This window comes from Ensifer meliloti, from assembly GCF_030064585.1.
GTDB lineage: Bacteria > Pseudomonadota > Alphaproteobacteria > Rhizobiales > Rhizobiaceae > Sinorhizobium > Sinorhizobium meliloti.
The window spans coordinates 1,285,920-1,311,610 of the sequence record NZ_CP120364.1 but is presented as its reverse complement, the minus strand read 5'-3'; the positions used below and the strand labels follow the sequence as shown (position 1 = coordinate 1,311,610).

The window sequence follows — 25,691 nt, the reverse complement described above, 5'->3', positions numbered from 1 at the left end:
ATATTTATCGATCGTTACAGAAAAGAGTTTACCCTATGTCCGACAAAGGCCGCCCCCGCAGCTTCGATCGTGCCGATGCACTCATGCGCGCCATGAAGGTGTTTTGGGAGAGGGGATACGAGGGCGCGTCGTTGACAGCGCTGACCGCTGCCATGGGCATCAATGCGCCCAGCCTTTATGCCGCATTCGGCTGCAAGGAAGCGCTCTATCTTGAGGCAATGGAGCTCTACGCGCAAACGGTCGGCACCGAAATCTGGGCGGCACTGGAGACAGCGCCGACGGCAAGGGAAGCGGTCAGCCGCTTCCTTCTCGCGACAGCCGAAGCCTATTCCCAGCCGGATACTCCGCACGGCTGCCTGATAGCCCTCGGAGGACTTCACCAGGCAGCAATTCCCGAATCAGTCTGCGAAGCGTTGACCCGTCACCGCACGGAAAACATCGATAAGCTACGCCAGCGGCTGGAAGCTGCAATTACTGGAGGCGAGTTGCCCGATGGGGTGGATGCCGGGGCCGTCGCGACCTTTTATGCGACGGTACAACATGGAATGTCGATCCTCGCGCGCGATGGCGGCAGCTATGAGGCGCTGAGAAACGTCGCCGACGGCGCAATGGCCGCCTGGAGCGTATTGACGCAAAATGCGCCGCCATAGGAATGCCCGGCGAGCTTCGGATGCTCGCCGGGCAAGCTTGAGGTTCATAGCGGGAGAGCAAAGCCCTACGCCGTTCCTCCCGCTATCGTGATTACTGGACGACCTGCACCACTGTGCGGCTCTTCGGCTCTACGATGACGCGCTTCTCGTTGACTACCGCATAGGCATAGCGCGTATCGTCGGGGATCGGCGTGACCACCACCGTCTCAGGCAGCGGCTTTCCGACTACGATCTCCTGTTGAACGACGACCGGCTCTGCCGGAAGCGGCTGCGCCTCGACATACTCGATTACCTTCGGCGGCGGCGGGTCGAGCGCCGCACCCGCGACCGCTCCGGCGACCCCACCAACGGCAGCCCCGACAGGACCGCCTATGACTGCACCTGCAGCAGCTCCGCCGGCTGCGCCGGTTACGGTGCTGTTCTTGGTCGTGCTCTGCGCCGCTGCTGGAATAGCAAAGCAGCCGAGTCCGAGACCCAGAACAATGGCACCTTTGACGATCAGATCTTTCATCAGGCATTCTCCCGTTATGCAAAATACGTCCCTTCCGCCAAACAACCCGTTGGGTTGAGGAGTTGTTCCACGGCTTGACAGAACGCGTCACGCAGCGAACCGGCGAAGTAGCCTTCAAAACGCCCTTCGAAGGAAATCGATGCAGGCAATGGATGGATCGCCTGTTCCATCAGTAGGACTCGAACTATAAGTGAACCCCTGCGGCCGCCAGAAGAACAGCCGGCGAGACTCGCGCGCCCTTACACCGACGGCTCGCAGGATAGGGAGGATCAGCGTTGGCAGACAGCCCGCACTACGACATTCGCGATGAACGTTTCCGTTCCCTGATCGTTGGCAGCGCAGCGCTCGAAGAACTTTATCGCGGCTGCCGCTGGGCGGAAGGGCCGGTCTGGTTTTCCGACCTCGACTGCCTGATCTGGAGCGATATTCCAAACCAACGCATGATGCGCTGGACGCCTGACGGCGGCGCTTCGGTCTTCCGTTCCCCCTCGAATTACGTGAACGGCAACACGCGCGACCGCCAGGGCTGCCTGATCTCCTGCGAGCACGGCGGCCGGCGCGTGACGCGCACGGAACATGACGGCCGCATCACCGTGCTTGCCGACAGTTATGAAGGAAAGCGGCTCAACTCGCCGAACGACGCCGTGGTGCACTCCGACGGCACGATCTGGTTTACCGATCCAACCTACGGCATCCTGTCGGACTATGAAGGCCACAAAGCGGAACCGGAACAGCCGACACGCAATGTCTATCGGATCGACCCTCTATCCGGCGCAATCAAGGCCGTCGTCCGCGATTTCATCCAGCCGAACGGGCTCGCCTTCTCGCCGGACGAGGCGCGGCTTTACATTGCCGACTCGGGATCTGCAAAGCACGAGGTTCCGAGGCATATCCGCGTTTTCGACGTCGCCGCTGACGGCGTCCTCGCAAACGGCCGCTATTTCTGTTCCATCGACAACGGCAATCCCGACGGGTTCCGTTTCGATGTAGCGGGAAATCTTTGGTGCAGTGCTGCCGACGGAGTGCATTGCTTCGACACTGGCGGCACCCTGCTCGGCAAGATCCTCGTGCCGCAGACGGTGTCGAACCTCACCTTCGGCGGCCCCAAGAAGAATCGCCTCTTCATCACGGCCACCCAGTCGCTCTATTCCATCTACACGGCAACGAACGGCGTGCAATATCCGTGATGCCTCCAGAACGCCTTCGGACTTGGGAGCGCCCTTCAGCTTAGCCTCAGATCGACGCCAGGGTGGAGCTTCTTGAGGTTTGGCAGGGACTTCGTCTGCCAGGGGAACTCGGAGCTTCCGCGAACGGTAAACTGAATGTTCGGCCGCTTGCGCGCTTCGATGGTGAGCTTCGCAAGCAGGTTGATTCCGGAGGAATTGAGGAACTGCAGCCCCGTGAGATCCACAGTCATGCGCTCCGGCTCGGCTTCGAGCATATTCATCACGAGGGAGAAAATCGGGGCGTAGGCTTCGGTGCTCGGCAAGCGCATCGTCCCGTCGAAATAAATGTCCTTGTCTTCCGACCAAACGCGATAGTCGTCTTCCTTGATTTCCATGTTTTCGTCGTCCGTCAATTCGAGAGGTCGGGGATGGCGATAGAAGCATAGGTTTCCAGCGGTATCTTGCCATCCGCTTCGCCAGATCCGAAAATCCAGGCGAAGTGCGCACCATAATCGCTCATGAGCGTCAAAAGTCCAAGGCCGGAACCGGAGCCGGATCCCGAGCCTGTTGCGTTCGCCTCTATCCGCTCAATCAGAAGGTCGGACGGATCTCCTATCGTTATTTCAGAAAGCAGGTGGCGGAACTTGTCGGCCGTGCCCTTGTCGACGAGATTGGAAACCTTGGTTCGGAACGTGGTGGAGGCGATCGACGCCTCCACGACGATTTCGCCGCCTGCACGGAATTTGACGGCGTTCTCTATCAGCTCGTTGGTCAGATAGCCGACATTGTGCCGGACTTCCTTGTAGAGGCCGCGCGACGTTTTGTAGCGCAGAGCCGCGAACTCGGCGACGAAATCGGACGTCATCGCGCAATGCTTCCAGCCGAGATCGAGCGGGCCGTCGAAGAGACGGAGTTTCGTCGAATTCTCGCCCGTCCCGACGGCAAGATCCTCCAGTCCATATAAGGTCGTCATCCGCTCACCTGTGCCTCATCACCACGAGAGTGATATCGTCATGAATTTTCTGGGTACCGATATGTGCCATCAAATCCTCGATGATGCCGGACTTGACGTCCTCGGCGCTGCTGCCGTAGCGGCATCGCGCGCTTTCGCAGAGCCTTTCGATGCCGAAGAGCTCGCCGGTTCCGCTCTCCGCTTCCGTCACGCCATCGGTATGGAGGATGATCATGTCGCCGCGACCGAAGGAAATTTCGCGCGTTGCGACAAAGGCGGAAATATCCGGCTCCAACCCGATCGGCAGACCGAGATCCAGAGTGTCGATCCGCTCCACCCTTTCCAGATCTCTGATGACGATCAACTCCTCGTGCTGCCCGGAGAGCGTCAGCCTTGCGCCGTCATAGTCGAGGAATGCCAGGGAGAGATGCTTGTTGGTCCTGGTCCTGACGAGGTTCTTGTAGATCGCCCGGTTCACGCGATTGAGGAATTGCGCCGGCTCCATCTCGCCCATTTCCTGCAAGGCGCGGGCTACGGATTGGACCATCAGCATCAGCACGCCGCTCTCGAGACCATGCCCCGTCACGTCGCCGATGCCGATCTTCAGCCGCTTTCCATCCTGCAGCACGTCGTAATAGTCGCCGCCGACCTCGTCGGCGGGCCGCATATAGGCGGCGATCTCCAGTTCGGCGATTTCCTCGAGCTCGCCGGCCTTCGGCAGTACCATCATCTGGATACGGCGGGCGACGGCGAGTTCCGCGCCGAGACGCAGGTTCTCGCTGCGCAACTGTTGGTTCAGCGCTGATATCTGGAGGTTCGCCTCCTCGATCTCCTTCGTCCGATCCTCGACCAGCCGCTCGAGGTTCTCGGTGTGGAAGCTGATCTCTTCCGCCATACGATTGAAGGCGGCGCCGGCGTCGCCGACCTCGTCACGCGTCGGAATGTCGACCCGCACCGAATAGTCCTTCGCCTCGATGCGCTTGGCGGCATTGGCAAGCGCGCTTATGCCGCCGGTGATCCGCTTGGATATGGCGAATACGGCGGCAATGACGAAGAACAGGGACACGAGGAGCGCCAGGACCTGATAGATCAAGATCCTGTTGGTCGCCTCCGAGATCCCGGCTTGGGCGGCAAAAAGCGAAGCGTAGATTTCCCGCTCGGGCACGGCGATGCCGAGCAGCATCGCTTCGCGGCGGACCGGGCCGGATGCCCAGAGGTTGGTCGGCTGCAACTGTTTCAGGACGACCAGATAAGGCACCCTCTCGCCGTTCTCCTCAAGGAAAATATGCTTGAGCAGTCCATCCTCGCCCAAGGGCAATTGCGCAATCTCCGGCTGAACGCTGCGACGGAGAGAGCGGTCGAGACCCGTCACACCTCCGCTGGCGGCCGCGTTCGACGCGCGAAGGCCGATGACCTTTTCTCCAACCGGATTGATGGCAACGACGTTGCCGTCCGACATCGTCAGAAAGCCGAAACCGGTTTCGGCAACCTTAACGTTCTCGACGATCTCGGCCAATTGGTCGAGCGTGATATCCGTGCCGGCAGCGCCCAGCACACGGCTGCGGTCGCGCGACCACAGCGGCTGGAAGAAACTCACGATGAGCTTGCCGGTTATCGCGTCGGTATAGGGCGCCGTCTGAGTGATGTCGCCATTCACCGGACGTGACTTCGGATCACGCGCCCATTGCTCCCAAGATTCGTAGAGTCCGGGAAAAAAGAAAGACCAGAATTCCGCCGAATTGTGTCCCGGGTAGAGCTTATCGAAGGTCTGCGCCTGGTCCGTATAGGGCGCCGTCCTGAATATCGGCCGCTCTTTCGGGCCGATATAATACATCTGCAGTTTCGACTGACCGTTTGCGAGCAGGCTCGGCGCGACAAGATCCAGAACCGCGCTGTTCTCGATGTCCGTTTGCACGTCGGGAAGCGGAAGGTGGTTCTGGTCAAGAAGATAGCCCCAGACGCTGACGACCGATGGAGGGCCCGGCAGGTTCTGAGCCCATCCCCCTTTCTGATCGTAGGCGACCGTCACGGTTCCCGGCGCGCCGCGCGCCATCGCCTCCCCAATTTGCGATTTTCTCACGGGCCGATCGATCTGCTCCTGGAGAACGCCCGCCAATGTGCCCACATCGGAGTGGACCTGGTTGAGCAGCAGGTTGACCCGGGCAGCCGTGGTTGCCGCATAGGAGCGGATATAGTCCTGGTTGGCCTCCTCCAGGCCGCGGCCGACTTCCGCCGCCGCGTCGCGGGAAAGTCTCTGCACGTTCCAGAGCGCAAGACCGCCGGTAACGAGCAGATCAAAGAGCACCGCGCTTCCGACGACCAGCACGAACTTGGCGCGGAAGGAGCGCAGGCCCAAACGACCGGTGTTTTCCCCGGGCAGGCTCATAGCGGCTTGCGCCCTGAGGCCGCCCAGATCGGCCAGCCGGCATAACCCTTGGGATGGAGGGCGGCAAAAATGTGGTCCCGGAAACCCTGCCGGAAACGTTCGATGAACTCGGGCGGGTCGCCGCGCTTTACGGCCATTTCACCGGCATAGACGTTCTCCCATGCCGCGATGATATCGGCGAAGTCCTGAGGGTCTCCGTCGAGATTGGTGACCATGAACGATTCGACGTTGATATCGTCAAAGCCGGCGTCGACAAGATAGCGCTTGCTCTTCGGTCCGAACTCCACATCCATTTCGAAATGGCTGAACAGCCTCGCGACCTCGTTGTAGGTCCATTGAATGCTCTGTGCGCGCGGTTCGCCGAGACAGTGCGAATTTTTCTCGTTGGTTATATAGACCCGCCCGCCGGGCTTGCAGATCCGGAAGAGTTCCTTCAGAAGCACATCCGGCTGGTTGAAGATCTGCAGCGAATGGCGGCAGGTGACGAAATCGAACTGATTGTCCTCGAGCAGCATCTCTGAGGCATCGCCATAGGTATATTCGATATCCGTTACGCCGAAGCCCGACGCCACGTCGCGCGCATAGGCGAGGCTCGCCTTGGAGTGGTCGAGCGCGACGATGCGTGCCGGCTGGAACTCCTTCCGCACCAGCATGGCGAAGTCGCCGATGCCACAACATATGTCTGCCATCGTCATACCCGGGCGCAGGCCGTGACGCGGGAGGATTGTGCGCTCGTGGCGCCAGGTCATTTTCGTTTGCGTGCGCAGGATCGGGATGAAGCTCGTGTTTTCCACGAAGCTCTGCCCGGGATAAAACTTCGAGTCGTAGACCTCGACGGACACTTGCGGCTCGATTTTGTTCAAATGGGCGAACATGCGCTCGGTCCAGCCCACGACGCTCGAGGTCACGACGACGAAGCGAATGTCCGACCGCGTGCGACAGGCATCGAGAAGAACGCGCGCGAAGGCGTGGTAGGCCGTGTTGTTCATCTGCACCAGGCGCTTGACGTTGATGTAGAGAACGCCCCGCACCTCTTCGATTGCGCCTTTGAGTATCGATATGCTTGCGGCGATCTCGTCGGCCGAGCGCGGCCGCACCACCCCGGAAAGAGCGAACTCCTGGCTGTTCGGGTCGAATTCCGCCTTGAAGGGAACTGCAAACGCTGTCGTACTCACCTCACCACTCCTTCAAGAGGCAGATCCACGACAAGCCTGATCGATGGCGGATCGCTTTCGTCGAGCCGCACGTCGGCATCGAAATTGATCGACAAGTCCAGAAGAACAGCCTCGCGACTCGGTGCGAGATCGGTGGAGATGGAATCAAGGTAGCGCGCATGGGCGTCGGCGTCGCGGGTCTTCGACACCGCCTCTCTATAAAACTGCCTCTGACCGGGCGGACACGGGAAAGTAAGCTCCACCCGTTCGGTCGGCCCCCATCGATAAACTGCGCAGCCGATCCGGCCGTCGGGCGAGCCGCTGCGGAACGAGACCTCGAGGAGCTCGTTCAATGCGGACGAGAAGAAATTCGAGTGGCGAACAGGATCAGTGCGATTGTGACTTATCATTCGCGCCATGAAGGTTGACAGCTGATCGCAATGATTCCAATCGGAAAGAAAGGCGCCCATCTCCATCTCGAAGTGGAGCAAGGGCTCGAAAGCGGCTTCCGTGGGCTGGTTCTCGGCTCCGTGCATGCGGCTTCCTCCCTTACGCAAAAACGCCACGAGATTCAAAGGCTATACGAAATGATTTCCCGGCATTGACCCACTTCATGTTCGCTGAAGACCTGCCGCAGGGATGGCCGGCGTTTTGCGGAGAAAGTCGGCTATCGCTTCTGCACGCATCGGCACCCCTAAAAAATATCCCTGCAGGCGGTCGCAGCCTTCTTTCTGAAGCCAGATCGCCTGCTCCGCGGTCTCCACTCCTTCGGCGGTAACATTCATGCCTAGGCCGTGAGCGAGCGCGATGATGGAGCGCACGATCGTCTGGCTTTTCTCGTCCCTTTCTAGATCCCTGATGAAATATTGGTCGATCTTGATCGTGTCGAAAGGGAAATTCTTCAGGTAACTCAGCGACGAATAGAAAGTACCGAAATCATCCAGCGAAATCTGCACACCCAACACATTCAAGGTATTGAGTGTATCGAGATTGTTGATCGTACGCTCCAGAAGCACCGACTCGGTGATTTCGAGCTCGAGGCGGTCTGCGCGCATGCCGACCAGGTCGAGCGTCTGGGCCACGCGGTCCGTAAGCCCCTCGTGGAGGAATTCGGCGGGAGACAAATTGACGGCGATCGTGAAATGGGACGGCCAGTCCATGGCTGCCCGGCACGCCCGCTCCAGCAGCCATCGCCCGATGTCGCTCATCAGACCGTCAGCTTCCGCCATCGGAATGAAGACATTCGGAGGGATGATGCCGACCAGCGGGTGACGCCATCGCAAAAGCGCTTCGAAGCCGACGACCGACGAGGAGGGCTTCACCAATGGCTGATATTCTAGGAAGAACTGCCCCTCCTGAAGGGCTGTGCGCAGGCTTCGGCGCAACATTTCCCTTTGTTCCAGCACGATGAGCATCGAGCGGGTGAACGTACTCGACCGGCCGCGACCGTCCTTCTTGGCAGCATACAGCGCGATATCGGCAGCTTTCATCAGTTGCTCGACCTCGTTGCCGTCCGCCGGCGCGACGGCAATTCCGACGCTTGCTCCGACGAAGACGTTGATGCCCTCGACCGTGAACGGTTCTTTGAAGGCGTTGATCAGTGCGTCGGCCAGACGTTCTGCCTCGCTCGGCTGATCGGCTCTCCACTGAATGACCGCGAACTCGTCCCCGGCTAGACGGTACGCGAATTCCCGATCCCTCAGCACGCTCCTGATCCGGTCCGCCGCCATCTTGAGCACGGCGTCGCCTGCCCCGTGCCCCAATGTGTCGTTGATCGGCTTGAAGTCGTCCAAATCGATCTGCATGAGCGCCAATCGGGCGCCGTTGGGCACAGGCAATGCGCCCCGTAACTGATCGCTGAACTGCCGGCGGTTGGGCAATCCGGTGAGGACGTCATGGGTCGCCTGATGCAGGAGAAGAGCACGATCGCTCTCGCCCTGACTGAACGTTTCGCGGTAGGTGGAACTGCTTTCAGCTTCGACGACACCGATGCCGGCCGGACTACGGAAAATGACCAGCGTGCGTCGGCTCCCGGTCGATGGGTGGGCGATCTCGACGGTTCGCGGCAATCCGCTTGCGACCACGAACTCGATGGCTGACTTCGGCCCCGGCGCCAGCAGTTCCGGATAGATGTGCCAAAGGGACGTCTCGACGAGAGAATCGACGGCATAGGTTTGTCTGTGCCGCGGCGTGCATTCGACGAGCTGAAAACTCTCGTCATAAAGCGAGACAAGTTCGTCGGAATGGGCGAAAAAGTCAGCCTCGATGGAAGATGAAGCAGGCAGTGTCGTATCGCCGTCCGGCATCCTCGCCTTTCCCTTCCGTTCCGTGTCGCCCGAGCAAGCCCCTGAGGCTACAATTCGTTATCTTCGATGCATGTCAATTGCCGTTTCCCAACCCTGCCATTGCCAGAAAAATTATCGCGGAACGTGTCGCGGTCAATGGCGCACGACTGCAGAGAGTTAATTTGCGTGATTCCGGCGGAAAGATGGCTACAGCACTTCCAGGAAAAGTGTGTAACGGTTTTCCGTCCGGAAGTGCGTTGATCAAATGGTTAGAGCATTTCAGTTCTCCATGAAACATTGCAATGCTCTAACGATTGAAGTCGGCTGAAGGCACGCGGCGGCGGCCGATCCATCTTGTCACGATGGATCGATTTCCGGTCCCTACGGGCGTCAGGATCAACGAGTCGCGGCAGACAGTCCATAGGTCGCGTGCGAGAGGGCCCGCTCAATGCCGCGCAATTCCGCAAGCCCCTTCAGGCGACCAATCGCCGGATAGCCGGGCTGAGCCCCACGGGAAAGGTCGTCGAGAATCTCCTGCCCGTGATCCGGCCGCATCGGAATCTGGTGGTCCACCCGTCCGGCTGCGCGCCGCCGCTGCTCTTCTTTGAGCAGTTCGGCAATGACGGCCACCATGTCCGTGTCGCCCTCCAGGTGCTCGTCCTCGTAGAAGGAACAGGGTGTCCGTACCTCCTCGCGAAGGACGTTGCGCAGGTGGACGAAATGAATGCGGGACGCGAACTGGCGGGCCATGGCCGGCAGGTCGTTGGCGGCAAGGGCGCCGAGAGAGCCCGTGCAGAGGGTGACGCCATTGGCCGGGCTGTCGACCTCCCGCAGCATGAAGGCGTAATCTTCTGCGTTCGAGAGAATGCGCGGCAGGCCGAGCAGCGCCCATGGCGGATCGTCGGGATGGGCACAGATGTTGATGCCCGCCCGTTCCGCTACCGGCGTTACCTCCGCGAGGAACTCCACCAGGTGACGCTGCAATTTTTCGCGACTGACGCCGTCATAGGTGCGCAGATGTTCTCGAAGCTGCGGCAGACTGTAGCCGTCGGCGGAGCCGGGGAGCCCCGCGCCGATATTGCGGGAGAGCGCGAGCCGCCGCTCCTCCGTCATTTCACGAAACCGCCGCTCGGCTGCCTCGCGCGTCGCCGGGTCGTAGTCCTCGTAGGCGCCCGGCCGCTCAAGGAGATGGATGTCGAAGGCTGCAAAGTCGATCCGGTCGAAGCGCATCGCCTTGGCGCCGTGACGTGCGGTCCAGCGCAGGTCAGTGCGGGTCCAGTCAAGGACCGGCATGAAATTGTAGCAAACAGTCCGAATGCCGACGGCTGAAAGACGGCGCAGCGTCTCCTGCCAATTTGCGACGTGTTCGCGCCAGGGACCGGTCTGCGTCTTGATGGACTCGGAAACGGGGACGCTTTCCACCACCTCCCACTCCAGGCCGCCTGCGCGGACCTCCTCCTGCCGCTTGCCGATCTCGTCCACGGGCCAGACGTCGCCGGTCGGAATGTGATGCAGCGCACTGACGATCCCGTTCGCACCGGCCTGCGCTGCGTCTTGAACGCTCACCCGGTCCACCGGCCCGAACCAACGCCATGTATGTCGCATGTGAACTCCTCAGGAAAGAAATGTCAGCTGCACTTTGCATGCAGCGGATCGATCGCCGGCCTGCTCGAAGGCCCGAACCGCCTCGTCGACCGGAAACTGATGGGAAATGATTGGCCGCACGTCGATCCGGCGATCCGAGATGAGCGCGACCGCAATGGCGAATTCCCCGTCGAACCGCTGCGATCCGACGAGCCGCAACTCCTTGCCGACCAGTGCATGGAGCGGCAGGCTGATTTCGCCTGTCACGCCGACCTGCACGATCGTGCCGCGCGGCCGAACCGCCGCGACCGCGCTGCGCAGTGCCGGCTCGGCGGCCGAGCATTCGAACGCCACGTGGAACTGGCCCTTGTCGGCCTCGTATGCGGCAAGCCGGGCCGGATCGCGCCGGACATTGACGGTGCGGGTCGCGCCCATGGCCTTCGCCCTGTCGAGTGCCGCATCGGCCAGATCCGTTACGACGACCTCATCGGCTCCCGCATGGCCCGCCGCCGCCACCACGAGCGCGCCGATCGGGCCCGCTCCGGTGACGAGTACCTTCTTTCCCCTGATTTCGCCGGCCTGGGCGACCGCGTGAAGACAGACCGCTAGCGGCTCGGCGCAGGCCGCCTCGCCGGGGCTGACCAACGAGCCCGCGGGATGACATTGGACGGCCGGAACCACCAGCCAGTCGCGGAACATGCCCTGCGTGTGGGGGAGACGCATTGCACTGCCCAGAAAGCGCATGTCGAGGCAGTGGACAGGGAGTCCTTCCCCGCAAAAGCGGCAGGTTCCGCAAGGCTGGCTCGGATTGACCGCCACCAGATCATCGATAGCAAGGCCGGAGACGCCGGCCCCGAGCACCGCGACGCGTCCCGAGGCCTCGTGGCCGGGTATGATCGGCTCACGAACCCGGACCGGGCCGAAACCCCCGTCCTGGTAATAGTGAAGATCCGAGCCGCAGATGCCGCCTGCGGCCATCTTCAACAGCACCTCGCCGTCCCCCGGTGCGGGAACGTCGGCGACCTCCAGCCGAAGATCGCGTGGGCCGTAAAGCCGGGCAAGGCGTGTGCGCATGGGTGCTCCCGACATCAGCGGATCAGTCCAACGGACTGCGGCAGCCACAATACGACAGCCGGAACGAAGGTGATCAGAATGAGAGCGATGAACAGCGGCACGAGCCACGGCAGGATCGCCATCGTCGTCCGTTCGACCGAGAGCTTCGCCACCCGCGACAGCACGAAGAGCACCATGCCGAGCGGAGGGTGAAGCAGGCCGATCATCAGGTTGAGCGTCATGATCAGGCCGAAATGCACGGGATCGATTCCGAACTGGGCGGTCAATGGCAGAAGGATGGGCACCAATATGGTGATCGCCGCGATCGTATCGAGAAAACAGCCGACGAAGAGCATCAGAAGGTTCACCAGGATGAGGAAAACCCATTTGTTGTCGGTGATCGTCAGGATCGCGCCGGAGAGCATCTGCGCGGCCTGACTGACTGTCAGGAGCCATGCGAAGATCGAGGCCGCCGTGACGATGAAGAGCACCGATGCCGTCGTCTCGATCGTGTCGAAAGTCGCCCGGGCGAGCGTCGACATCGTCATCGTCCGGTAGCGCACCAGGCCCAGGAACAGCGACCAGATCACGGCGGCGACGGCCGCTTCCGTCGGCGTAAACCACCCCATGGTCATGCCGCCGATCAGAATGATGGGGGTCATCAGCGCCATGACGGCGGAGAAGTCAAAATACCAGTCGAGGGCAAGCAGCACCACGAGCGCGATGCCGACCGCAAGGTTCATCGACAGTCCGGCCGACATCAGAAGATAGATGAAAAGCGGAACGGCAAGCACGACGACGACCTCGAGCGAGGCCGCAAGCAGCCGCTTCATTTCGAAAGGCGTATCCGAGCCCCAGCCGCGCTTGTAGGCGAAGATCGCCACCGTCAGCATCATCAGCACCGTCATCACCACGCCCGGCACGACACCGGCCATGAACAGCGCGCCGATGGAGACGTTCGCCATCATGCCGTAGATGACGAAGGGCAGCGACGGCGGGAAGATGGGTCCAAGCGTCGCCGAGGCGGCGGTAACGCCGACCGCCGCATCGACCGGATAGCCGTGGTCCTTCATCGCCTTGATCTCGATCGTGCCGATGCCGGCGGCGTCCGCAAGCGCGGTGCCCGACATGCCGGAGAAGATCACCGAGCCGACGATGTTGACCTGTGCCAGCCCGCCCTTCATCCAGCCGACGAGGGCGACCGCGAAGGAATAGATGCGGCCAGTGACGCCGGCGGAGTTCATGAGGTTGCCAGCGAGGATGAAAAAAGGCACCGCAAGCAGCGGAAAGCTTTCGACGCCGGCAATCATCCGCTGCGCCGCGATGATGTCGGGGGCGACATTGTAGGAGACCAGATAGAGCACCGACGCTGCGGCCATGGAGATGGCGACGGGGACGCCGACCAGCATGAGTACGAGAAAGGAACCGACGAGCAGGAGCATGGGGATCAGTCCTCGACCTTGTGGAATTCCTCGGGCTTTTCGAGAACCGAATAGCCGCGGCGCTGATTGGCCACGAAGACCTGGATGGAGCGGATCAGCATCAGCACGAAACCGGCCATCACGCTATAGAAGACGATGTTGCGCGGCAGGTCTACTGTGACCATGCGTTCGTGGGCGACGATAGCCACGTAGCGCCACATCAGCCAGCAGGCATAGGCGAAGAAGACGATGCGAACGAGATCCACGAAGATCGCCAGGGCTCGGGCGACGGGTAGCGGCAGATAATGATAGAGCACGTCGACCTGGATGTGGCGCGATAGGCGCACGCACATGACGGAGCCCAGAAACACGACGCCGATCAGGCAGTTCGTGGCGATTTCCTCCGTCCAGGCATAGGAATCGTTGAGCACGTAACGGGTGAAGAACTGCAGAAACACGCATCCGGCCATCAGCCAGAAGACGGCGAGCGTCACCCAATCCTCGAAGGCATAGTTGGAGAGATCCGCGGCCGGCGGGGCCTCGTCGAAGGCATGGGCGATTTCTTCTGGCGTCGTTTGCAAATGGACTTCCTGGGACATGGCATCATCCGGCGTCTGGAAAAACGAAACGCCGGCCCGCCATGGAAGGCGAGCCGGCGAGAGTGGTTCACTTGATCGCGCGGATAGCCTCCCAATCTTCCTTGTTGTAGCCGAAGTCTTCGAGCTTCACCTTTTCATTGACGGTCTTCTCGAAGTCGGCCCTGTCGACCTCGGTCACTTCGATGCCGCGCTCCTTGAAGGTGGCGACGAGCTCCTTCTCGCGCTCTTCGATGATCTTGGTGGCACGCACGGCCGCCTCCTGCATCACCTCGGTGAAGATCTGCTTGTCGGCATCGGAGAGCTGCGACCAGAGGTTCTTCGAAACGACCGTGTTCAGATGATCGACGATGTGGCCCGTCAGCACGATATGCTTCTGCACTTCGAAGAACTTTTTCGCCTCGATCGTCGTCAGCGGATTTTCCTGAGCTTCGACGGTGCCGTTCTGGAGCGCGAGATAGACCTCGGCAAAGGCGATCGGCGTGGTGTTGGCACCGCAGGCCCGCGGCATGGCGAGGTAGGCCGGAACATCCGGTACACGCATTTTCAGGCCCTGCATGTCGGCGCATTTGGCGATCGGCCTGTTCGATGTGGTGTGGCGCGTACCGTAATAGGTGACGGCCGTGATGTGGTTGCCCGAAGCCTCCTCATATCCCGCGGCCAGGCGCTTGAATACGTCGCTCTTGGTATAGGCGATCATATGGGCGGGGTCGCGGAAGATATAGGGAAAATAGGTGACGCCGATCGGCGCATGATCGCGGGCGGCGAAGCTCGAGCCCGAAATGATGATATCGACGGTGCCGAGCTTCAGGCCCTGATTGATATCCGCTTCCTTGCCGAGCTGCGACGCCGGGAACACGTCGATCTTGTAACGCCCTTCGGTGCGCTTGGCGATCTCTTCCGCCGCCCAGACGGACTCGGTATGGAACGGCTCCGACGTTTCGTAGACATGGGCCCATTTGAGCGCCGTCTGGGCATGAGCCGATAGGGCCGATGCCAGGATCGTCGCGGTGGCACCGAGTAGCGTCAACAGTCTGATCGTCATCTTTTCCTCCTCCCAAAGTGAAGTCGTCGCTGTGTGGATTACCGCCCGACGCGCCTCCACGCGGCGGGTATCGTGCTGTCAGATGGCTCCTCTCCGAAGCTCGCGGACAGGCGAAGCTGAGATTGATCGAGATGCGCGCGCATGGCTGCGCGCGCGGCAGCGGGATCCCCGAGTGCGATCGCGTCGCGAATGACGCGATGCTCCTCCATCGCGGCCCTCCAGGTCTCGGTGTTTTCGAAATAGCTCGCGAGCTTTTCGAAATAGGGCGTCATGCGCATGTCGTGGATGCTGCCGACGAAACGGTTCAGCGTCTGATTGGCGATGATGCTCGAAACGATAACGTGAAACTCGCGATCGATCGCAAGCGCCAGGCGGCGATCCTCGAGTGCGGCGGCCATCCGGGCCAGATTGTCGTCGAGAACGGAAATATGCTCCGGGCGTGCCAGCCGGGCCGCTTCCTCGGCGATGGCGCATTCGACCACTGCCCTGGCCCGCAACAATTCGAAGGGACCTTCGAAATCCTCGGGCGGCGCATCGGCCGCAGGCGCCGGACGCGCCGTCACATAGATGCCCGAACCCATGCGGATGTCGATGAAGCCTTCCACCTCGAGGACTATCAATGCTTCTCGGATGGTGGGTCGCGACACGCCGAACATCTGCGCCAGCTCGCGCTCCGCCGGAAGCCGCGAACCGTGCGCCAATTCGCCCCTTTCGATCAGGGCTCGCATCTGATCCGCCACCTGGCGATAGAGGCGACGCGATTCCACGGCAGAGAACATCATGATCCCCGTTGAGGCGACCTGCGGCCAGGTGGCCAAGTGGTCATACCAATTCCCCATACTTTACTCGTGCTTGCGGTCGAGTCAACGGTGACTGCTGCAGCGCCTCACGACAAGTTCCGCCCTCCAACAAAAAATGCCCGGCACTGAATGGCCGGGCAGTCGGCAGGGAATTGGCTATCCCTGCAGGGAAGTGGGTATCGCGACGCATCGATCTGCCGGCCAAGACGGCCGGCGGAGCGTCGATTCGAGCGGCTATCGCGCAAGCGCCCCGGCCGGGACACCTCGGTCGGCCTCGCGCTTGATCTGCCGGATCGAGACATTCATCCAGACCATGGAGACGGCTACGATGACAAAGAGCAGCATGAAGCAGCTGGACCAAAGGCCGGTCACATCCTTGAGGAAGCCGAAGGCGATCGGCAGGACGAAGCCGCCGAGCCCGCCCATCATGCCGACGATGCCGCCGACGGCGCCCACATGGGAGGGATAATAGACGGGTATGTGCTTGTAGACCGCTGCCTTGCCGAGGCTCATGACGAAGCCGAGCACGAAGGTCACGACGACGAAGACGATCGGGGTAACCAGGATCGGCATCGCACCGCCGGCAGCACCTGCAGGTATCGACAGAATGGCCGTTGCGACGGCAGACACGGCGAACATGGCATACATGATCCTGCGGGCGCCGAGCTTGTCCGACAAAGCGCCGCCATAGGCGCGGAAGATACTGCCGGGAATGGAATAGGCGGCGGCGATCATGCCGGCGGTCTCGATGTCGAAACCGTAGACGCCGACGAGATAGCGCGGCAGCCAGAGCGCGAGCGCCACGAAGCCGCCGAAGGCAAAGAAGTAGTAGAGCGAGAAGCGCCAGACCTGAATGTTCTTGAGTGGCTCGAATTCACTCAGGAAGCTCTTCCTTGGTGCACCGACATCGCGGCGGGCGCGGAATTGCGGATCGTCTTCCGTCGAGAACCAGAAGACGACCGCCGTGACGAGAAGCGCGGCCGCCCAGACCTCCGCGACGGCCTGCCAGCCGAAGGCGACGAGAACGAATGGCGCCAGAAATTTCGTGACCGCGGCGCCGACGTTGCCGGCACCGAAAATCCCGAGAGCGGTGCCCTGTTTTTCCGGCGGAAAGAAAGGCGAAACATAGGCGACCCCCACGGCAAAAGAGCCTCCCGCCAGACCGACACCCAGCCCTGCGAGGAGCATCTGCGGATAGGTCGTAGCATAAGCGAGCAGGAAGGTGGCGAGTGCTGCCGCCAGCATGGTGAGCGTGTAGACGAGGCGGCCGCCATAGCGGCTGGTCCAGATGCCCAGGACGATGCGGACGAGCGAGCCCGTCAGGATCGGCATGCCGATCAGGAGCCCGAACTCGGCTTCACTCAGGCCGAGTTCATCCTTTATGCGCACGCCGATGATCGAAAAAATGGTCCATATGGCGAAACAAACCGTAAATGCACCCGTTGAGACCCACAAAGCGCGTCCTGGTGCGCCCTTGTAGGTCGACTGCGTCTGGTGAAGAGCGGACATGATATCTCCCTGCGCGATATCCTCGCGCGATACGCGTCGTTGATCATGGGGAACAGCCGCGAGCAGGCATCGCGCTCACCCAAACGGGCGCATCGATCCTCTCCAGCAACCTTGCTCATGGCGCGCGACATTGGACGCCACCGGTGGTTTGCTCGGGCTCAAAAGAATGTATGCAAGCAGCGTGCCAAACCGAAAGCCCCGGAAAGCGGGAGAGAATTCAAAAGTTTATTCGGCGCGGCTTTCATGCACCTTGATGGCATGGTCAAAAATTGGGCCGCCCGCCACGCCATGCCCAATTATCGTGCAGGCCGCATTTGCGCTTCGCAGATAGGCAAAGACCCGCCGTACGGAGCAAGTCCGGCGGCGGGTCCCTTGCAAGAAGTCCGACGACTGCGGGTTAAATCTGCACCTCAACACCCAGGACCGCGCAGCAGTCGCCCGACTTGATCAGCCCGGGGTTATGTCGGGCCACCAGAACGCCATCCATCTTGGCTCGAACCTCGATCGGTTCCACGCCCGTGCGTCCGATCGGATAGATTAGCGCGATCGCTGCGCCGCGGTCGACCGCTCCGCCAAGGTCGATGAGGAACTCGACGAGACCGCCATCCTCCGCGAAAGCGAAACAATCGTCGCTCGGCATATCCAGCCATTTGGTGGGTTCCGCCTCGATCTCGCCCTTGAGTATCCCGGCATGCCTCAGCACGTTCGCGACACCGCGCTTTGCGACTGAAGCGGTCCTGGCAGTCGCCGAACCGCCACCGCCGAGCTCCGTCGTGATGAAGATCTTGCCCATCTCCTCGGCCGCGGTGTCGTACATTCCGACCGCGTCGATCTCCAGCATCGTCATGGAATAGGGCGCTCCGAACGCCCGGACGAAGTCGAAAGCTTTCGCTTCCTGGGCCTTGTCGGGCAGGATGTGCGCCGCGCAGAACGGCAGGAAGTCGAGCGTCTTTCCGCCCGAATGAAAATCGAGCACGATGTCGGCGAGCGGCAGCAGGACACGCTGGAAGTAATCCGCGATTTTCTCGGTGACTGTTCCATCCGGCCTCCCCGGGAAACTGCGGTTCATGTTGCCCTTGTCGATCGGTGATGTCCGTGTCTGCGCCTGGAAGGCAGGATAATTCATCGCCGGAACGATGATCACTCTTCCCTCGACGTCGGAAGCATCCAGCTTTCGCGCGAGATCGAAGAGAGCGATCGGCCCCTCGTATTCATCGCCGTGATTGCCGCCCGTGAGGAGGGCGGTCGGGCCCTCCCCGTTCTTGACCACGGTAATCGGAATCATCACCGAACCCCAGGCGGAATCATCGCGGCTATAGGGAAGGCGCAGGAAGCCATGCTGGACGCCATTGGCCTCGAAATCGACCGTCGCGCTGATCGGCGACGGCCGCAAGTGGTGCTCCCTCATCCTCTCAGTCCTTGACCATCAGCTTGCGCGGCACGGAGGCGAGGCACTCGACACCGCTCTCGGTGATGAGAATGCTCTCGGTGGTTTCGAAGCCCATGTCCTCGAGCCAGAGCCCCGTCATGAAGTGGAATGTCATCCCCGGCTTCAGTTCCGTCTTGTCGCCCGGACGCAGGCTCATCGTGCGCTCGCCCCAATCCGGCGGATAGGAAAGACCGATCGGGTAGCCCGTGCGGTTGTCCTTGACGATCCCGTATTTCTTCAGCACGGTGAAGAAGGCGTTCGCGATGTCCTCGCAGGTGTTGCCGGGTTTGGCGACGGCGAGGCCCGCCTCCATACCCTCGATTGTCGCCTTCTCGGCGTCGAGGAAGGCCTGGGTCGGCTTACCCAGGAACACCGTGCGCGACAGCGGCACGTGATAGCGGTTGTAGCAGCCGGCGATCTCGAAAAAGGTGCCCTCGCCCCGTTTCAACGGCCGGTCGTCCCAGGTGAGATGCGGCGCGGATGCCTCGACGCCGGAAGGAAGAAGCGGCACGATCGCCGGATAGTCGCCGCCGATGCCGTCGACGCCGCGCGTACCTGCATCGTAGATTTCCGCCACGAGGTCGCACTTGCGCATGCCCACTTCGATCTTGTCGAAGATGCGCTGATGCATCGCTTCGACGATCCGCGCCGCGTTGCGCATGTACTTGATCTCGGTCTCGCTCTTGACCGCGCGCTGCCAGTTCACCAGCGCCGTCGCGTCGCTGAAACGCGCATTGGGCAGGTGTTTCTGCAGCGAGGCGAAGGCGGCTGCCGAGAACCAGTAGTTGTCCATTTCGACACCGATGCTGAGCGAACCAAGGCCGCGATCGGCGAGAATGCCCGAGAGATAGTCCATCGGGTGGCGTTCGGTTGACTGCACGTAGTGGTCGGGATAGCCGACGATATTCTTGTGATCGAGATAGGCAGTCAGCTTCGCGCCATTCGCATCCTGGCCGCGGCCGAACCAGATCGGTTCGCCCGAAGGCGGCACGATGACCGCCTGATGCACGTAGAAGGACCAGCCGTCATAGCCGGTGAGCCAGGCCATGTTGGACGGATCGCTCACGATCAGGAGGTCGACGCCTTTCGCCTCCATCGCCTTTCGGGTCTTCGCAAGCCGCGCTTCATATTCCCCAAGGGAGAATTTGAGGTTGGGTTGGGTCATGTCTCTTCCCTCGTTCTTCTGGCCCCGTTCCGGGGAAGCCGGTCTCAACTTTCGAATGTCGTACCTGCGTCCGCCGCGTTGGCCCGCGCGAAGGCGAGCGTGGCGATGGCGGTGTCCTGGATGCCGGTGCCGGTCAGGTCGGCAATGGTGATTTCGTCGGCGCGCGTGCGTCCGGGTTTCAGCCCGGCGATCACCTGGCCGAGTTCGGGGAACTCGGCCTCCGCCGACATGAGATGAGCGGCAATCGCGTGATGCAGCTCTCCGAGCCGGCGCGTCTGTCTGAGGCTGTCGGCGACGTAAGTCGCACGGGCGATCGCGTGCGGATCGATCTCGTTCTTGTGTTCAGCGTCCGAACCCATGGCGGTGACGTGCTGCCCCGGCTCGAGCCATTCGGCTTTGAGGACCGGCGTCCCGGACGGCGTCGTGGTAACGATGATATCGGCGCCAGTGATGGCCGCTCTCGGATCGGTTTCGGCCTTGACCGCAAAGCCGAGCTTCCCGCCAAGCGCAATGGCTGCCGCTTCAGCCTTGGCCGCATCGCGGGCCCAGATCCGCGCTTCCCGGATCGGGCGCACGAGCGCGAGCGCTTCGAGCTGAAGCCTTGCCTGCATGCCGGCGCCGAAGACCGCGGCCACCGAGGAATCTTCCCGCGACAGACGTCTCGCCGCGACCGCCCCTGCCGCCGCCGTCCGCACGTCGGTCAGATAGCCGTTGTCGAGCAGCAGTGCCTGCACCAGCCCGGTTTTGCTGGACAGGAGCACCATCATGCCGTTGGTGCTCGGCAGGCCGATTTTCGGATTGTCGAAGAAGCCCGGGCTGATCTTGATCGCAAAGCCGTCCAGCCCCGGCACATAGGCCGTCTTGACGTCCACCTCGCCGCGATGCTCCGGAATATCGAGCCTCAGGATCGGCGGCATCGCCACCGCCTTGGTGGCGAGAGCGCGAAAGGCATCCTCGACGCAGGCAACCGCTTCGCGATCGAGCGGCACGATGCCGCGCAATTCCGCCTCGGTCAGAATCTTCATCCGTGTCATGCCGCCTCCTCGCGGAATGGGTCCGTTTCGCCGTTCATCACGCGCAGGTGCAGGTCCATGTCGACGTTGCGCCCCGAGATAATAACCGCGATGGGGCCGTCGATGTCCTTGATCTTGCCGGCGAGAAGCGCCGAAATGCCGACGGCGCCCGCCCCTTCGACGATCTCGCGCTCCTCGGCATAGGCGTGGCGCATGCCGGCGGCGATTTCGGCTTCCGTCAGGAGGATTATGTCGTCGAGGAGCTCCCGGCACATGCGGAATGTGACGCGATTGTCGAGGCCGATGCCGCCGCCGAGCGAGTCCGCAAGGCTCGGTTGTTCATCGACGAGCGCGGGTCCGCCGGCGGCGAAGCTCGCCTTCATCGCCGCACCGCGCTCCATCGTCAGGCCTATGACACGCGTCGCCGGTCTGCGCGCCTTGACCGCTGCCGCCACTCCGGCTGCCAGTCCACCACCCGACACCGGTACAAGCACCATGGCAACGTCTGGCATCTGCGCCACGACCTCGAGTCCGAGCGTCCCCTGCCCGGCGACGATCGCCGGATGGTCGAAGGGCGGCACCATCACGAGACCATTTTCCGCAACGAGTCTTTCGACTTCTTCCTGCGCCTCGTCCTGGGAATTGCCGACAATCCGCACATTGGCGCCGAGGCGTCTGATTTCGGAGACCTTGTTCACGGGCACCAGGTGCGACATGCAGATCGTAGCGACCGAGCCTTCCGCCTTTGCCGCATGGGCAAGTGCCCGGCCATGATTGCCGGTCGAGGCCGCGATTACGCCGAGCGCCCGGTCGCCGGCAGAAAGCGAAAGCACTGCATTGGTCGCGCCGCGCAGCTTGAAGCTACCGGTCGTCTGGTGGTGCTCGAGCTTTAAGCCGACCGGCACGCCGCAGAGCTCGCTCAACGAGCCCGACATTGCCAGCGGCGTCGTAAGTACACGGCCGGAAATGCGCCGTGCCGCCACCTCGATGTCGTCGATCGTCACGGGGAGAGAAACGCTCACGGCCTTTCCTCCTCGAGTGGCAGCTCCATCAGCCGTCCGAGTTGGGGGCGTGCTTCCCGATCGCCGCAAAGGCGCAGGCAAGCCCAGGCGGTGGCGTAATTGCTGCTGACGACCGGCTTGCCGATTGCCTGCTCGATTTCGGCGATGACGCCTGCCGCACGAACAGCAGTGCAGGAAATGAAAAGCGCGTCCGATGCCGGCGCTGCGGCTTCCTTCGCGAAGGCCACGATCTCCTTTGGGCTGATCCGCGCCATCTCGCGGTCGTCGGTGAGACCCAGGCAGGTAAACCCGTCGATTGCGAAGCCGCGCTCGGCGAAATAGTCGGCCATGGGCCGGCTGGTCTCGATCGTGTAAGGGGTGAGCACCGAAATCCTGTTTGCGCTAAGTGCACGCAAGCCTTGGACCGAGGCAGCAGTCGGCGTCACCACGGCCGCCTCCGGCTTTGCGGCCTTGATCGCCGCAGCCACTTCGCTGTCGCCGATAACCACGGAGGCCGAGGTGCAGGAATACATGACGACATCCAGGGTCTCGTCCGGCAGGATCAAGGCTGCCGCTTCGGTGAGCGACGGCTGCATCGCCCGCAGATTCTCCGGCGTCACCGGATTGGCATAGGGGATGCGCGTGACATAGACCCCGATCCGGTCCGACGCGACCATGCGCTGGAAATCGACTTCCGTCGTATGGTCCGTGGCGAGGATGACGAGGCCAATCCGCTTATCGAGCGGCCGATCGTCGAGACGCGGCCTGCGCGCCGCAAGCGAGAGGGCGACAGCGGTTCTCATCAGCGCTCCTCCACCCGGGAATAGCGCGCTTCAAGCCAGCGCAGGAAGAAGACCGAGATCAGGCTCATAATCAGGAAGAACACGCCGACCAGCGTCATCGGCTCGATATAGCGATAATTACTGTTGGCGATACTCTTCGCCTGGTTCATCAGTTCGAGCACCGTGATTGCCGAAAGCAGGGGTGTTTCCTTGAACATGGCGATCAGGTAATTGGCGAGTGCCGGTATCATCGGCGGAATCGCCTGAGGCAGGATCACGTGTATCCAGGTCTGGCGGGCCGTGAGGTTCGTCGCCTTGGCCGCTTCCCATTGGCCGCGCGGCACGTTCTCGATGCCGGCACGATAGACCTCGGCGGCATAGGTGCCGTACTGGATGCCGAGGCCGATGACGCCGGCGACAAGCGCGGGCAGGCGGATTCCGATGTCCGGAAGCACATAGAAGATGAAGTAGAGCTGCACGAGCAGCGGCGTGCCGCGGATGAACTCGACGGCAAAGCTCGTGACACGCGCGATCGGAGTCGGTGCGGTCATCCGCAGGATGGCGAAGACAAGGCCGATCACCGCTGCGACGACCGAGCCGAGCGCCGTCGCGAGGATCGTGATCTTCAGCCCCTCGATGAGGGTCGGCATGATCTGGCGGACGAATTCCCAATCCCATTCCATGGTCAGACCCTCACACCGTCGAGGCCACGCGAAACGCGCCTCTCGAGCCACCGCATGCCGAGCGAGATCAGCCAGGCCATGACGAAGTAAAGCAGCAGGATGGTCGCGAAGGGGATCAGCGTGCTGCCGGTCTGGGCGCGGACCACCTGGGCCTGAAACGTCATGTCGCTGAGCGAGATCAGCGAAACGACCGCCGTTCCCTTCAGGAGCTCGATGGCGTTGTTGCCGAAGGTGGGCAGCATCAGGGGCAGCGCCTGAGGCAGGACGATGTGGCGCATCGCCTGGAAGCGCGTGAGGTTGAGCGCGATGCAGGCCTCGCGCTGCTCGCGGCCGATCGCCTTTACCGCGCCCCGCACGACCTCCGCTCCATAGGCGCCGACATTGAGGCCGAGCGCGAGGACGCCCGCCTGAAGCGGCGTCAACGTTATGCCGGCGAACGGCAATACGAAATAGACCCAGAAGAGCTGCACAAAGATAGAGGTGCCGCGGAAGAACTCGATATAGGTCGTGGCGAGCGCGCGAACGGCCATGAACCGGCTGAGGCGCCCGAGGCCGGCAGCGAAGGCAACCACGACTGCGAGCGCCGAACCCATGAGGGTCAGCTGCACGGTCACCCAGGCGCCCTGCAGGATCAATCCGATATAGCCGGACCAGTCGATCATCGTTTCGTTGTTCCAGTCAGAGTTTCGACTTGGTTGCCGCCCCCCATACCGCCTTCCTCCGCGCGGTGCGAATGGAAGGCGGCGGGAAGCCCCATCCAGGGCTTATTTCGCGGCGCAGAGCTTTTCGCGGGTGGTCGACATCGCAGCCTTGGCCGAGAAACCATAGGGCTCGATGATCTTCGCGAATTCGCCCGACTCCTTCAGCTTGGCGAGCTCGACATCGAAGGCGTCGCGGAGCGCCTCGTCGCCCTTCCTGAAGGCGGCGCCGTCGCAATAGACCGGCGCACCCTCGACGGGGGCCAGCACCTCGACGTTCGGGTCGTTCGCCTTGGAGACGAGATCGTTGATGGAAAGGACCGGCAGCGAGTAGACGTCGATGCGGCCGTCCTGCAGCATCTTCAGGCCGCTCTGGCCATCCGGCACCACAATGACGCGGTCGCGCGGCACGCCGGCTTCGAGCGCCAGCTTCTCCTCGGTACCGCCGCCCGGTGCGCCGATCTTGGCGTCCGGATTATCGGCGATGTCCTTGTAGCTCTTGAGTCCGAGCGGGTTGCCTTTCTTCAGCGCGAAGGCCTCGGCGTCGCAGAGGATCGGCTGCGAATAGGCGACGGCGGCACATCGTTCCGGCTTCATGAAGAGACCGGCGGTGATCGCGTCGTGGCGCCCGGCCTGCAGGCCCGGGATCATCGCGCCGTATTCGGAAATGGAGGCGACGACGTCGGCAACGCCGAGCCGCTTGAAGATCTCGCGGGCGACATCTGGTGCAGCACCGGAGACCTTGCCATCGGCTCCGACGGCGGTAAAGGGCGGCTCGTTGGCGATGGCGATGCGCGCGAAGCCCTGCTCTTTCAGCTCCTCGAGCTTGTTCTCGTCCGCGGCGGCTGGCGTGGCCGCAGCAACTGCCATCAATGCGGTGGCGCCTGCCGCCATTGCCATAAAATCTCTCAGTTTCATCGTTCCCAACTCCTCTGTTCTCTCGATGTTTTCCTTGAGGCAATGTCGGCCGTGAGGCTTAGACGCGGTGCCCTGCCGCTATGATCTTGCGCAGGAAAGTTTGTGTGCGCTCCTGCTTGGGATGCCGGAAAATGTCCTCGGGTTTTCCTTCCTCCACGATCTTGCCGCGGTCGAAGAAAAGCACCCGGTCCGCGAAATCATGGGCAAAGCCCATCTCGTGGGTGACGAGCAGCATGGTCATGTCCGTCTCGGACGCGAGCTTGCGCATGACGTTCAGGACCTCCTCGACAAGCTCGGGATCGAGCGCGGAGGTGACCTCGTCGAAAAGCATGATCTTGGGTGAGAGCGCCAGCGCCCGGGCGATCGCAACGCGCTGCTTCTGCCCGCCGGAAAGCTGTGCCGGCATGCTCTTGGCCTTGTCGGCCAGGCCCACCATATCGAGCAGCTCCATCGCGCGCTTTTCCGCCTGAGCGCGCGCCATGCCCTTGGTCAGCATCGGCGCCAGCGTGACGTTGTCGAGAACGCATTTATGAGGAAACAGGTTGAAATGCTGGAAGACCATGCCGATCTTCTCGCGCATCTTGTGGAGATGCCGCTCGTCGGCAGGGACGAGGCTACCCGCCTTCTTCATGTGATAGAGCTGCTCGCCGTCGACCTGGATGAAGCCGTCGCTGATGGTCTCGAGCGTCATCAGAATGCGAAGGATGGTCGTCTTACCCGAGCCGGACGGCCCGATGAGAGCCAGCTTCTCGCCCGGCATCACCTCCATCGACAGGCCGTCGAGCACGGTCAGGGGACCGTATCGCTTGACGATGTTGTCGATGCGAATGATCGGCTGGGACATTCACGCCTCTCCCTTTGAGACTAAAGCGCATGGCCTCGCTCCAAAC

At 61.9% G+C, this 25,691-nt stretch carries 26 protein-coding genes; 2 read left to right on the top strand and 24 right to left on the bottom strand.

The annotated features are described in order from the left end of the window. Nucleotides 1-35: 35 nt before the first annotated feature. The gene (locus PZL22_RS06050; RefSeq protein WP_003526439.1) at nucleotides 36-650 is read left to right on the top strand and encodes a TetR/AcrR family transcriptional regulator; all 615 of its coding nucleotides are present in this window, start codon (nucleotides 36-38) and stop codon (nucleotides 648-650) included. A 91-nt stretch (nucleotides 651-741) separates the two neighbouring features. On the opposite strand, the gene PZL22_RS06045 is transcribed toward PZL22_RS06050, so the two are convergent. Then, complete coding sequence (locus PZL22_RS06045; protein ID WP_003526438.1) at nucleotides 742-1,161, bottom strand: DUF1236 domain-containing protein; 420 nt, start codon at nucleotides 1,159-1,161, stop codon at nucleotides 742-744. Between the two features lie 14 nt (nucleotides 1,162-1,175). Then, entirely contained in the window at nucleotides 1,176-1,331 is a 156-nt protein-coding gene (locus tag PZL22_RS06040) for a hypothetical protein (RefSeq protein ID WP_158000359.1), read from the bottom strand. A gap of 105 nt (nucleotides 1,332-1,436) precedes the next feature. Here PZL22_RS06040 and PZL22_RS06035 point away from each other — a divergent pair, with 105 nt between their 5' ends. Next, nucleotides 1,437-2,348: an SMP-30/gluconolactonase/LRE family protein gene (locus PZL22_RS06035; protein ID WP_127515817.1), complete on the top strand. Its 912-nt coding sequence runs from the start codon at nucleotides 1,437-1,439 to the stop codon at nucleotides 2,346-2,348. Between the two features lie 35 nt (nucleotides 2,349-2,383). On the opposite strand, the gene PZL22_RS06030 is transcribed toward PZL22_RS06035, so the two are convergent. The 22 genes from PZL22_RS06030 to ehuA form a co-directional block, all read right to left on the bottom strand. Next, on the bottom strand, nucleotides 2,384-2,722 hold the full coding sequence (locus PZL22_RS06030; protein ID WP_003526434.1) for a slr1659 superfamily regulator: 339 nt from the start codon (nucleotides 2,720-2,722) through the stop codon (nucleotides 2,384-2,386). Between the two features lie 14 nt (nucleotides 2,723-2,736). Continuing rightward, on the bottom strand, nucleotides 2,737-3,300 hold the full coding sequence (locus tag PZL22_RS06025; RefSeq protein ID WP_003526433.1) for a slr1658 superfamily regulator: 564 nt from the start codon (nucleotides 3,298-3,300) through the stop codon (nucleotides 2,737-2,739). Nucleotides 3,301-3,304: 4 nt separating this feature from the next. Beyond that, a complete protein-coding gene (locus PZL22_RS06020) occupies nucleotides 3,305-5,665 on the bottom strand; it encodes a SpoIIE family protein phosphatase (protein ID WP_127515816.1) in 2,361 nt (786 codons plus the stop codon). After that, nucleotides 5,662-6,840, bottom strand: coding sequence for a class I SAM-dependent methyltransferase (locus PZL22_RS06015; RefSeq protein ID WP_003525910.1), 1,179 nt, complete (start codon nucleotides 6,838-6,840; stop codon nucleotides 5,662-5,664). Before PZL22_RS06015 ends, PZL22_RS06020 begins: the two co-directional genes overlap by 4 nt. Beyond that, nucleotides 6,837-7,355: a hypothetical protein gene (locus PZL22_RS06010; RefSeq protein WP_003525909.1), complete on the bottom strand. Its 519-nt coding sequence runs from the start codon at nucleotides 7,353-7,355 to the stop codon at nucleotides 6,837-6,839. The genes PZL22_RS06015 and PZL22_RS06010 overlap by 4 nt, the downstream gene beginning before the upstream one ends. Nucleotides 7,356-7,430: 75 nt before the next feature. Next, the gene (locus tag PZL22_RS06005; protein WP_284718267.1) at nucleotides 7,431-9,125 is read right to left on the bottom strand and encodes a putative bifunctional diguanylate cyclase/phosphodiesterase; all 1,695 of its coding nucleotides are present in this window, start codon (nucleotides 9,123-9,125) and stop codon (nucleotides 7,431-7,433) included. A 375-nt stretch (nucleotides 9,126-9,500) separates the two neighbouring features. Further along, a complete protein-coding gene (gene uxuA, locus PZL22_RS06000) occupies nucleotides 9,501-10,709 on the bottom strand; it encodes a mannonate dehydratase (RefSeq protein ID WP_127614187.1) in 1,209 nt (402 codons plus the stop codon). Nucleotides 10,710-10,718: 9 nt separating this feature from the next. Beyond that, nucleotides 10,719-11,762 carry an L-idonate 5-dehydrogenase gene (locus tag PZL22_RS05995; RefSeq protein WP_003525904.1) on the bottom strand — a complete coding sequence of 348 codons (1,044 nt, stop codon included), beginning with the start codon at nucleotides 11,760-11,762 and terminating at the stop codon, nucleotides 10,719-10,721. Between the two features lie 14 nt (nucleotides 11,763-11,776). Further along, nucleotides 11,777-13,183 (bottom strand): TRAP transporter large permease, encoded by a 1,407-nt coding sequence (locus PZL22_RS05990; protein ID WP_127614189.1) that lies wholly within the window; start codon nucleotides 13,181-13,183, stop codon nucleotides 11,777-11,779. Nucleotides 13,184-13,188: 5 nt separating this feature from the next. Then, entirely contained in the window at nucleotides 13,189-13,761 is a 573-nt protein-coding gene (locus tag PZL22_RS05985; protein WP_003525902.1) for a TRAP transporter small permease, read from the bottom strand. Between the two features lie 67 nt (nucleotides 13,762-13,828). Then, complete coding sequence (locus PZL22_RS05980; RefSeq protein ID WP_003525901.1) at nucleotides 13,829-14,803, bottom strand: sialic acid TRAP transporter substrate-binding protein SiaP; 975 nt, start codon at nucleotides 14,801-14,803, stop codon at nucleotides 13,829-13,831. A 38-nt stretch (nucleotides 14,804-14,841) separates the two neighbouring features. Beyond that, on the bottom strand, nucleotides 14,842-15,642 hold the full coding sequence (locus PZL22_RS05975; protein ID WP_013849962.1) for a FadR/GntR family transcriptional regulator: 801 nt from the start codon (nucleotides 15,640-15,642) through the stop codon (nucleotides 14,842-14,844). A gap of 195 nt (nucleotides 15,643-15,837) precedes the next feature. Then, complete coding sequence (locus PZL22_RS05970) at nucleotides 15,838-17,112, bottom strand: MFS transporter (protein WP_003525898.1); 1,275 nt, start codon at nucleotides 17,110-17,112, stop codon at nucleotides 15,838-15,840. Between the two features lie 397 nt (nucleotides 17,113-17,509). Next, complete coding sequence (doeB, locus tag PZL22_RS05965; protein ID WP_003525897.1) at nucleotides 17,510-18,520, bottom strand: N(2)-acetyl-L-2,4-diaminobutanoate deacetylase DoeB; 1,011 nt, start codon at nucleotides 18,518-18,520, stop codon at nucleotides 17,510-17,512. 4 nt (nucleotides 18,521-18,524) lie between these two features. Then, the gene (gene doeA / locus PZL22_RS05960; RefSeq protein ID WP_003525896.1) at nucleotides 18,525-19,706 is read right to left on the bottom strand and encodes an ectoine hydrolase DoeA; all 1,182 of its coding nucleotides are present in this window, start codon (nucleotides 19,704-19,706) and stop codon (nucleotides 18,525-18,527) included. A 44-nt stretch (nucleotides 19,707-19,750) separates the two neighbouring features. Beyond that, nucleotides 19,751-20,740: an ectoine utilization protein EutC gene (gene eutC / locus PZL22_RS05955; protein WP_003525895.1), complete on the bottom strand. Its 990-nt coding sequence runs from the start codon at nucleotides 20,738-20,740 to the stop codon at nucleotides 19,751-19,753. Further along, on the bottom strand, nucleotides 20,737-21,741 hold the full coding sequence (eutB, locus tag PZL22_RS05950) for a hydroxyectoine utilization dehydratase EutB (RefSeq protein WP_003525894.1): 1,005 nt from the start codon (nucleotides 21,739-21,741) through the stop codon (nucleotides 20,737-20,739). Before eutB ends, eutC begins: the two co-directional genes overlap by 4 nt. After that, nucleotides 21,738-22,523, bottom strand: coding sequence for an ectoine utilization protein EutA (eutA, locus tag PZL22_RS05945; RefSeq protein WP_003525892.1), 786 nt, complete (start codon nucleotides 22,521-22,523; stop codon nucleotides 21,738-21,740). Before eutA ends, eutB begins: the two co-directional genes overlap by 4 nt. Next, complete coding sequence (gene ehuD / locus PZL22_RS05940) at nucleotides 22,523-23,185, bottom strand: ectoine/hydroxyectoine ABC transporter permease subunit EhuD (RefSeq protein ID WP_284718266.1); 663 nt, start codon at nucleotides 23,183-23,185, stop codon at nucleotides 22,523-22,525. Before ehuD ends, eutA begins: the two co-directional genes overlap by 1 nt. A gap of 2 nt (nucleotides 23,186-23,187) precedes the next feature. After that, on the bottom strand, nucleotides 23,188-23,847 hold the full coding sequence (ehuC, locus tag PZL22_RS05935; protein WP_003525889.1) for an ectoine/hydroxyectoine ABC transporter permease subunit EhuC: 660 nt from the start codon (nucleotides 23,845-23,847) through the stop codon (nucleotides 23,188-23,190). A gap of 102 nt (nucleotides 23,848-23,949) precedes the next feature. Next, on the bottom strand, nucleotides 23,950-24,801 hold the full coding sequence (gene ehuB / locus PZL22_RS05930) for an ectoine/hydroxyectoine ABC transporter substrate-binding protein EhuB (protein WP_003525887.1): 852 nt from the start codon (nucleotides 24,799-24,801) through the stop codon (nucleotides 23,950-23,952). 58 nt (nucleotides 24,802-24,859) lie between these two features. Next, nucleotides 24,860-25,645, bottom strand: a complete 786-nt coding sequence (gene ehuA / locus PZL22_RS05925; protein ID WP_003525885.1) for an ectoine/hydroxyectoine ABC transporter ATP-binding protein EhuA — start codon at nucleotides 25,643-25,645, stop codon at nucleotides 24,860-24,862. Nucleotides 25,646-25,691: the final 46 nt, after the last annotated feature.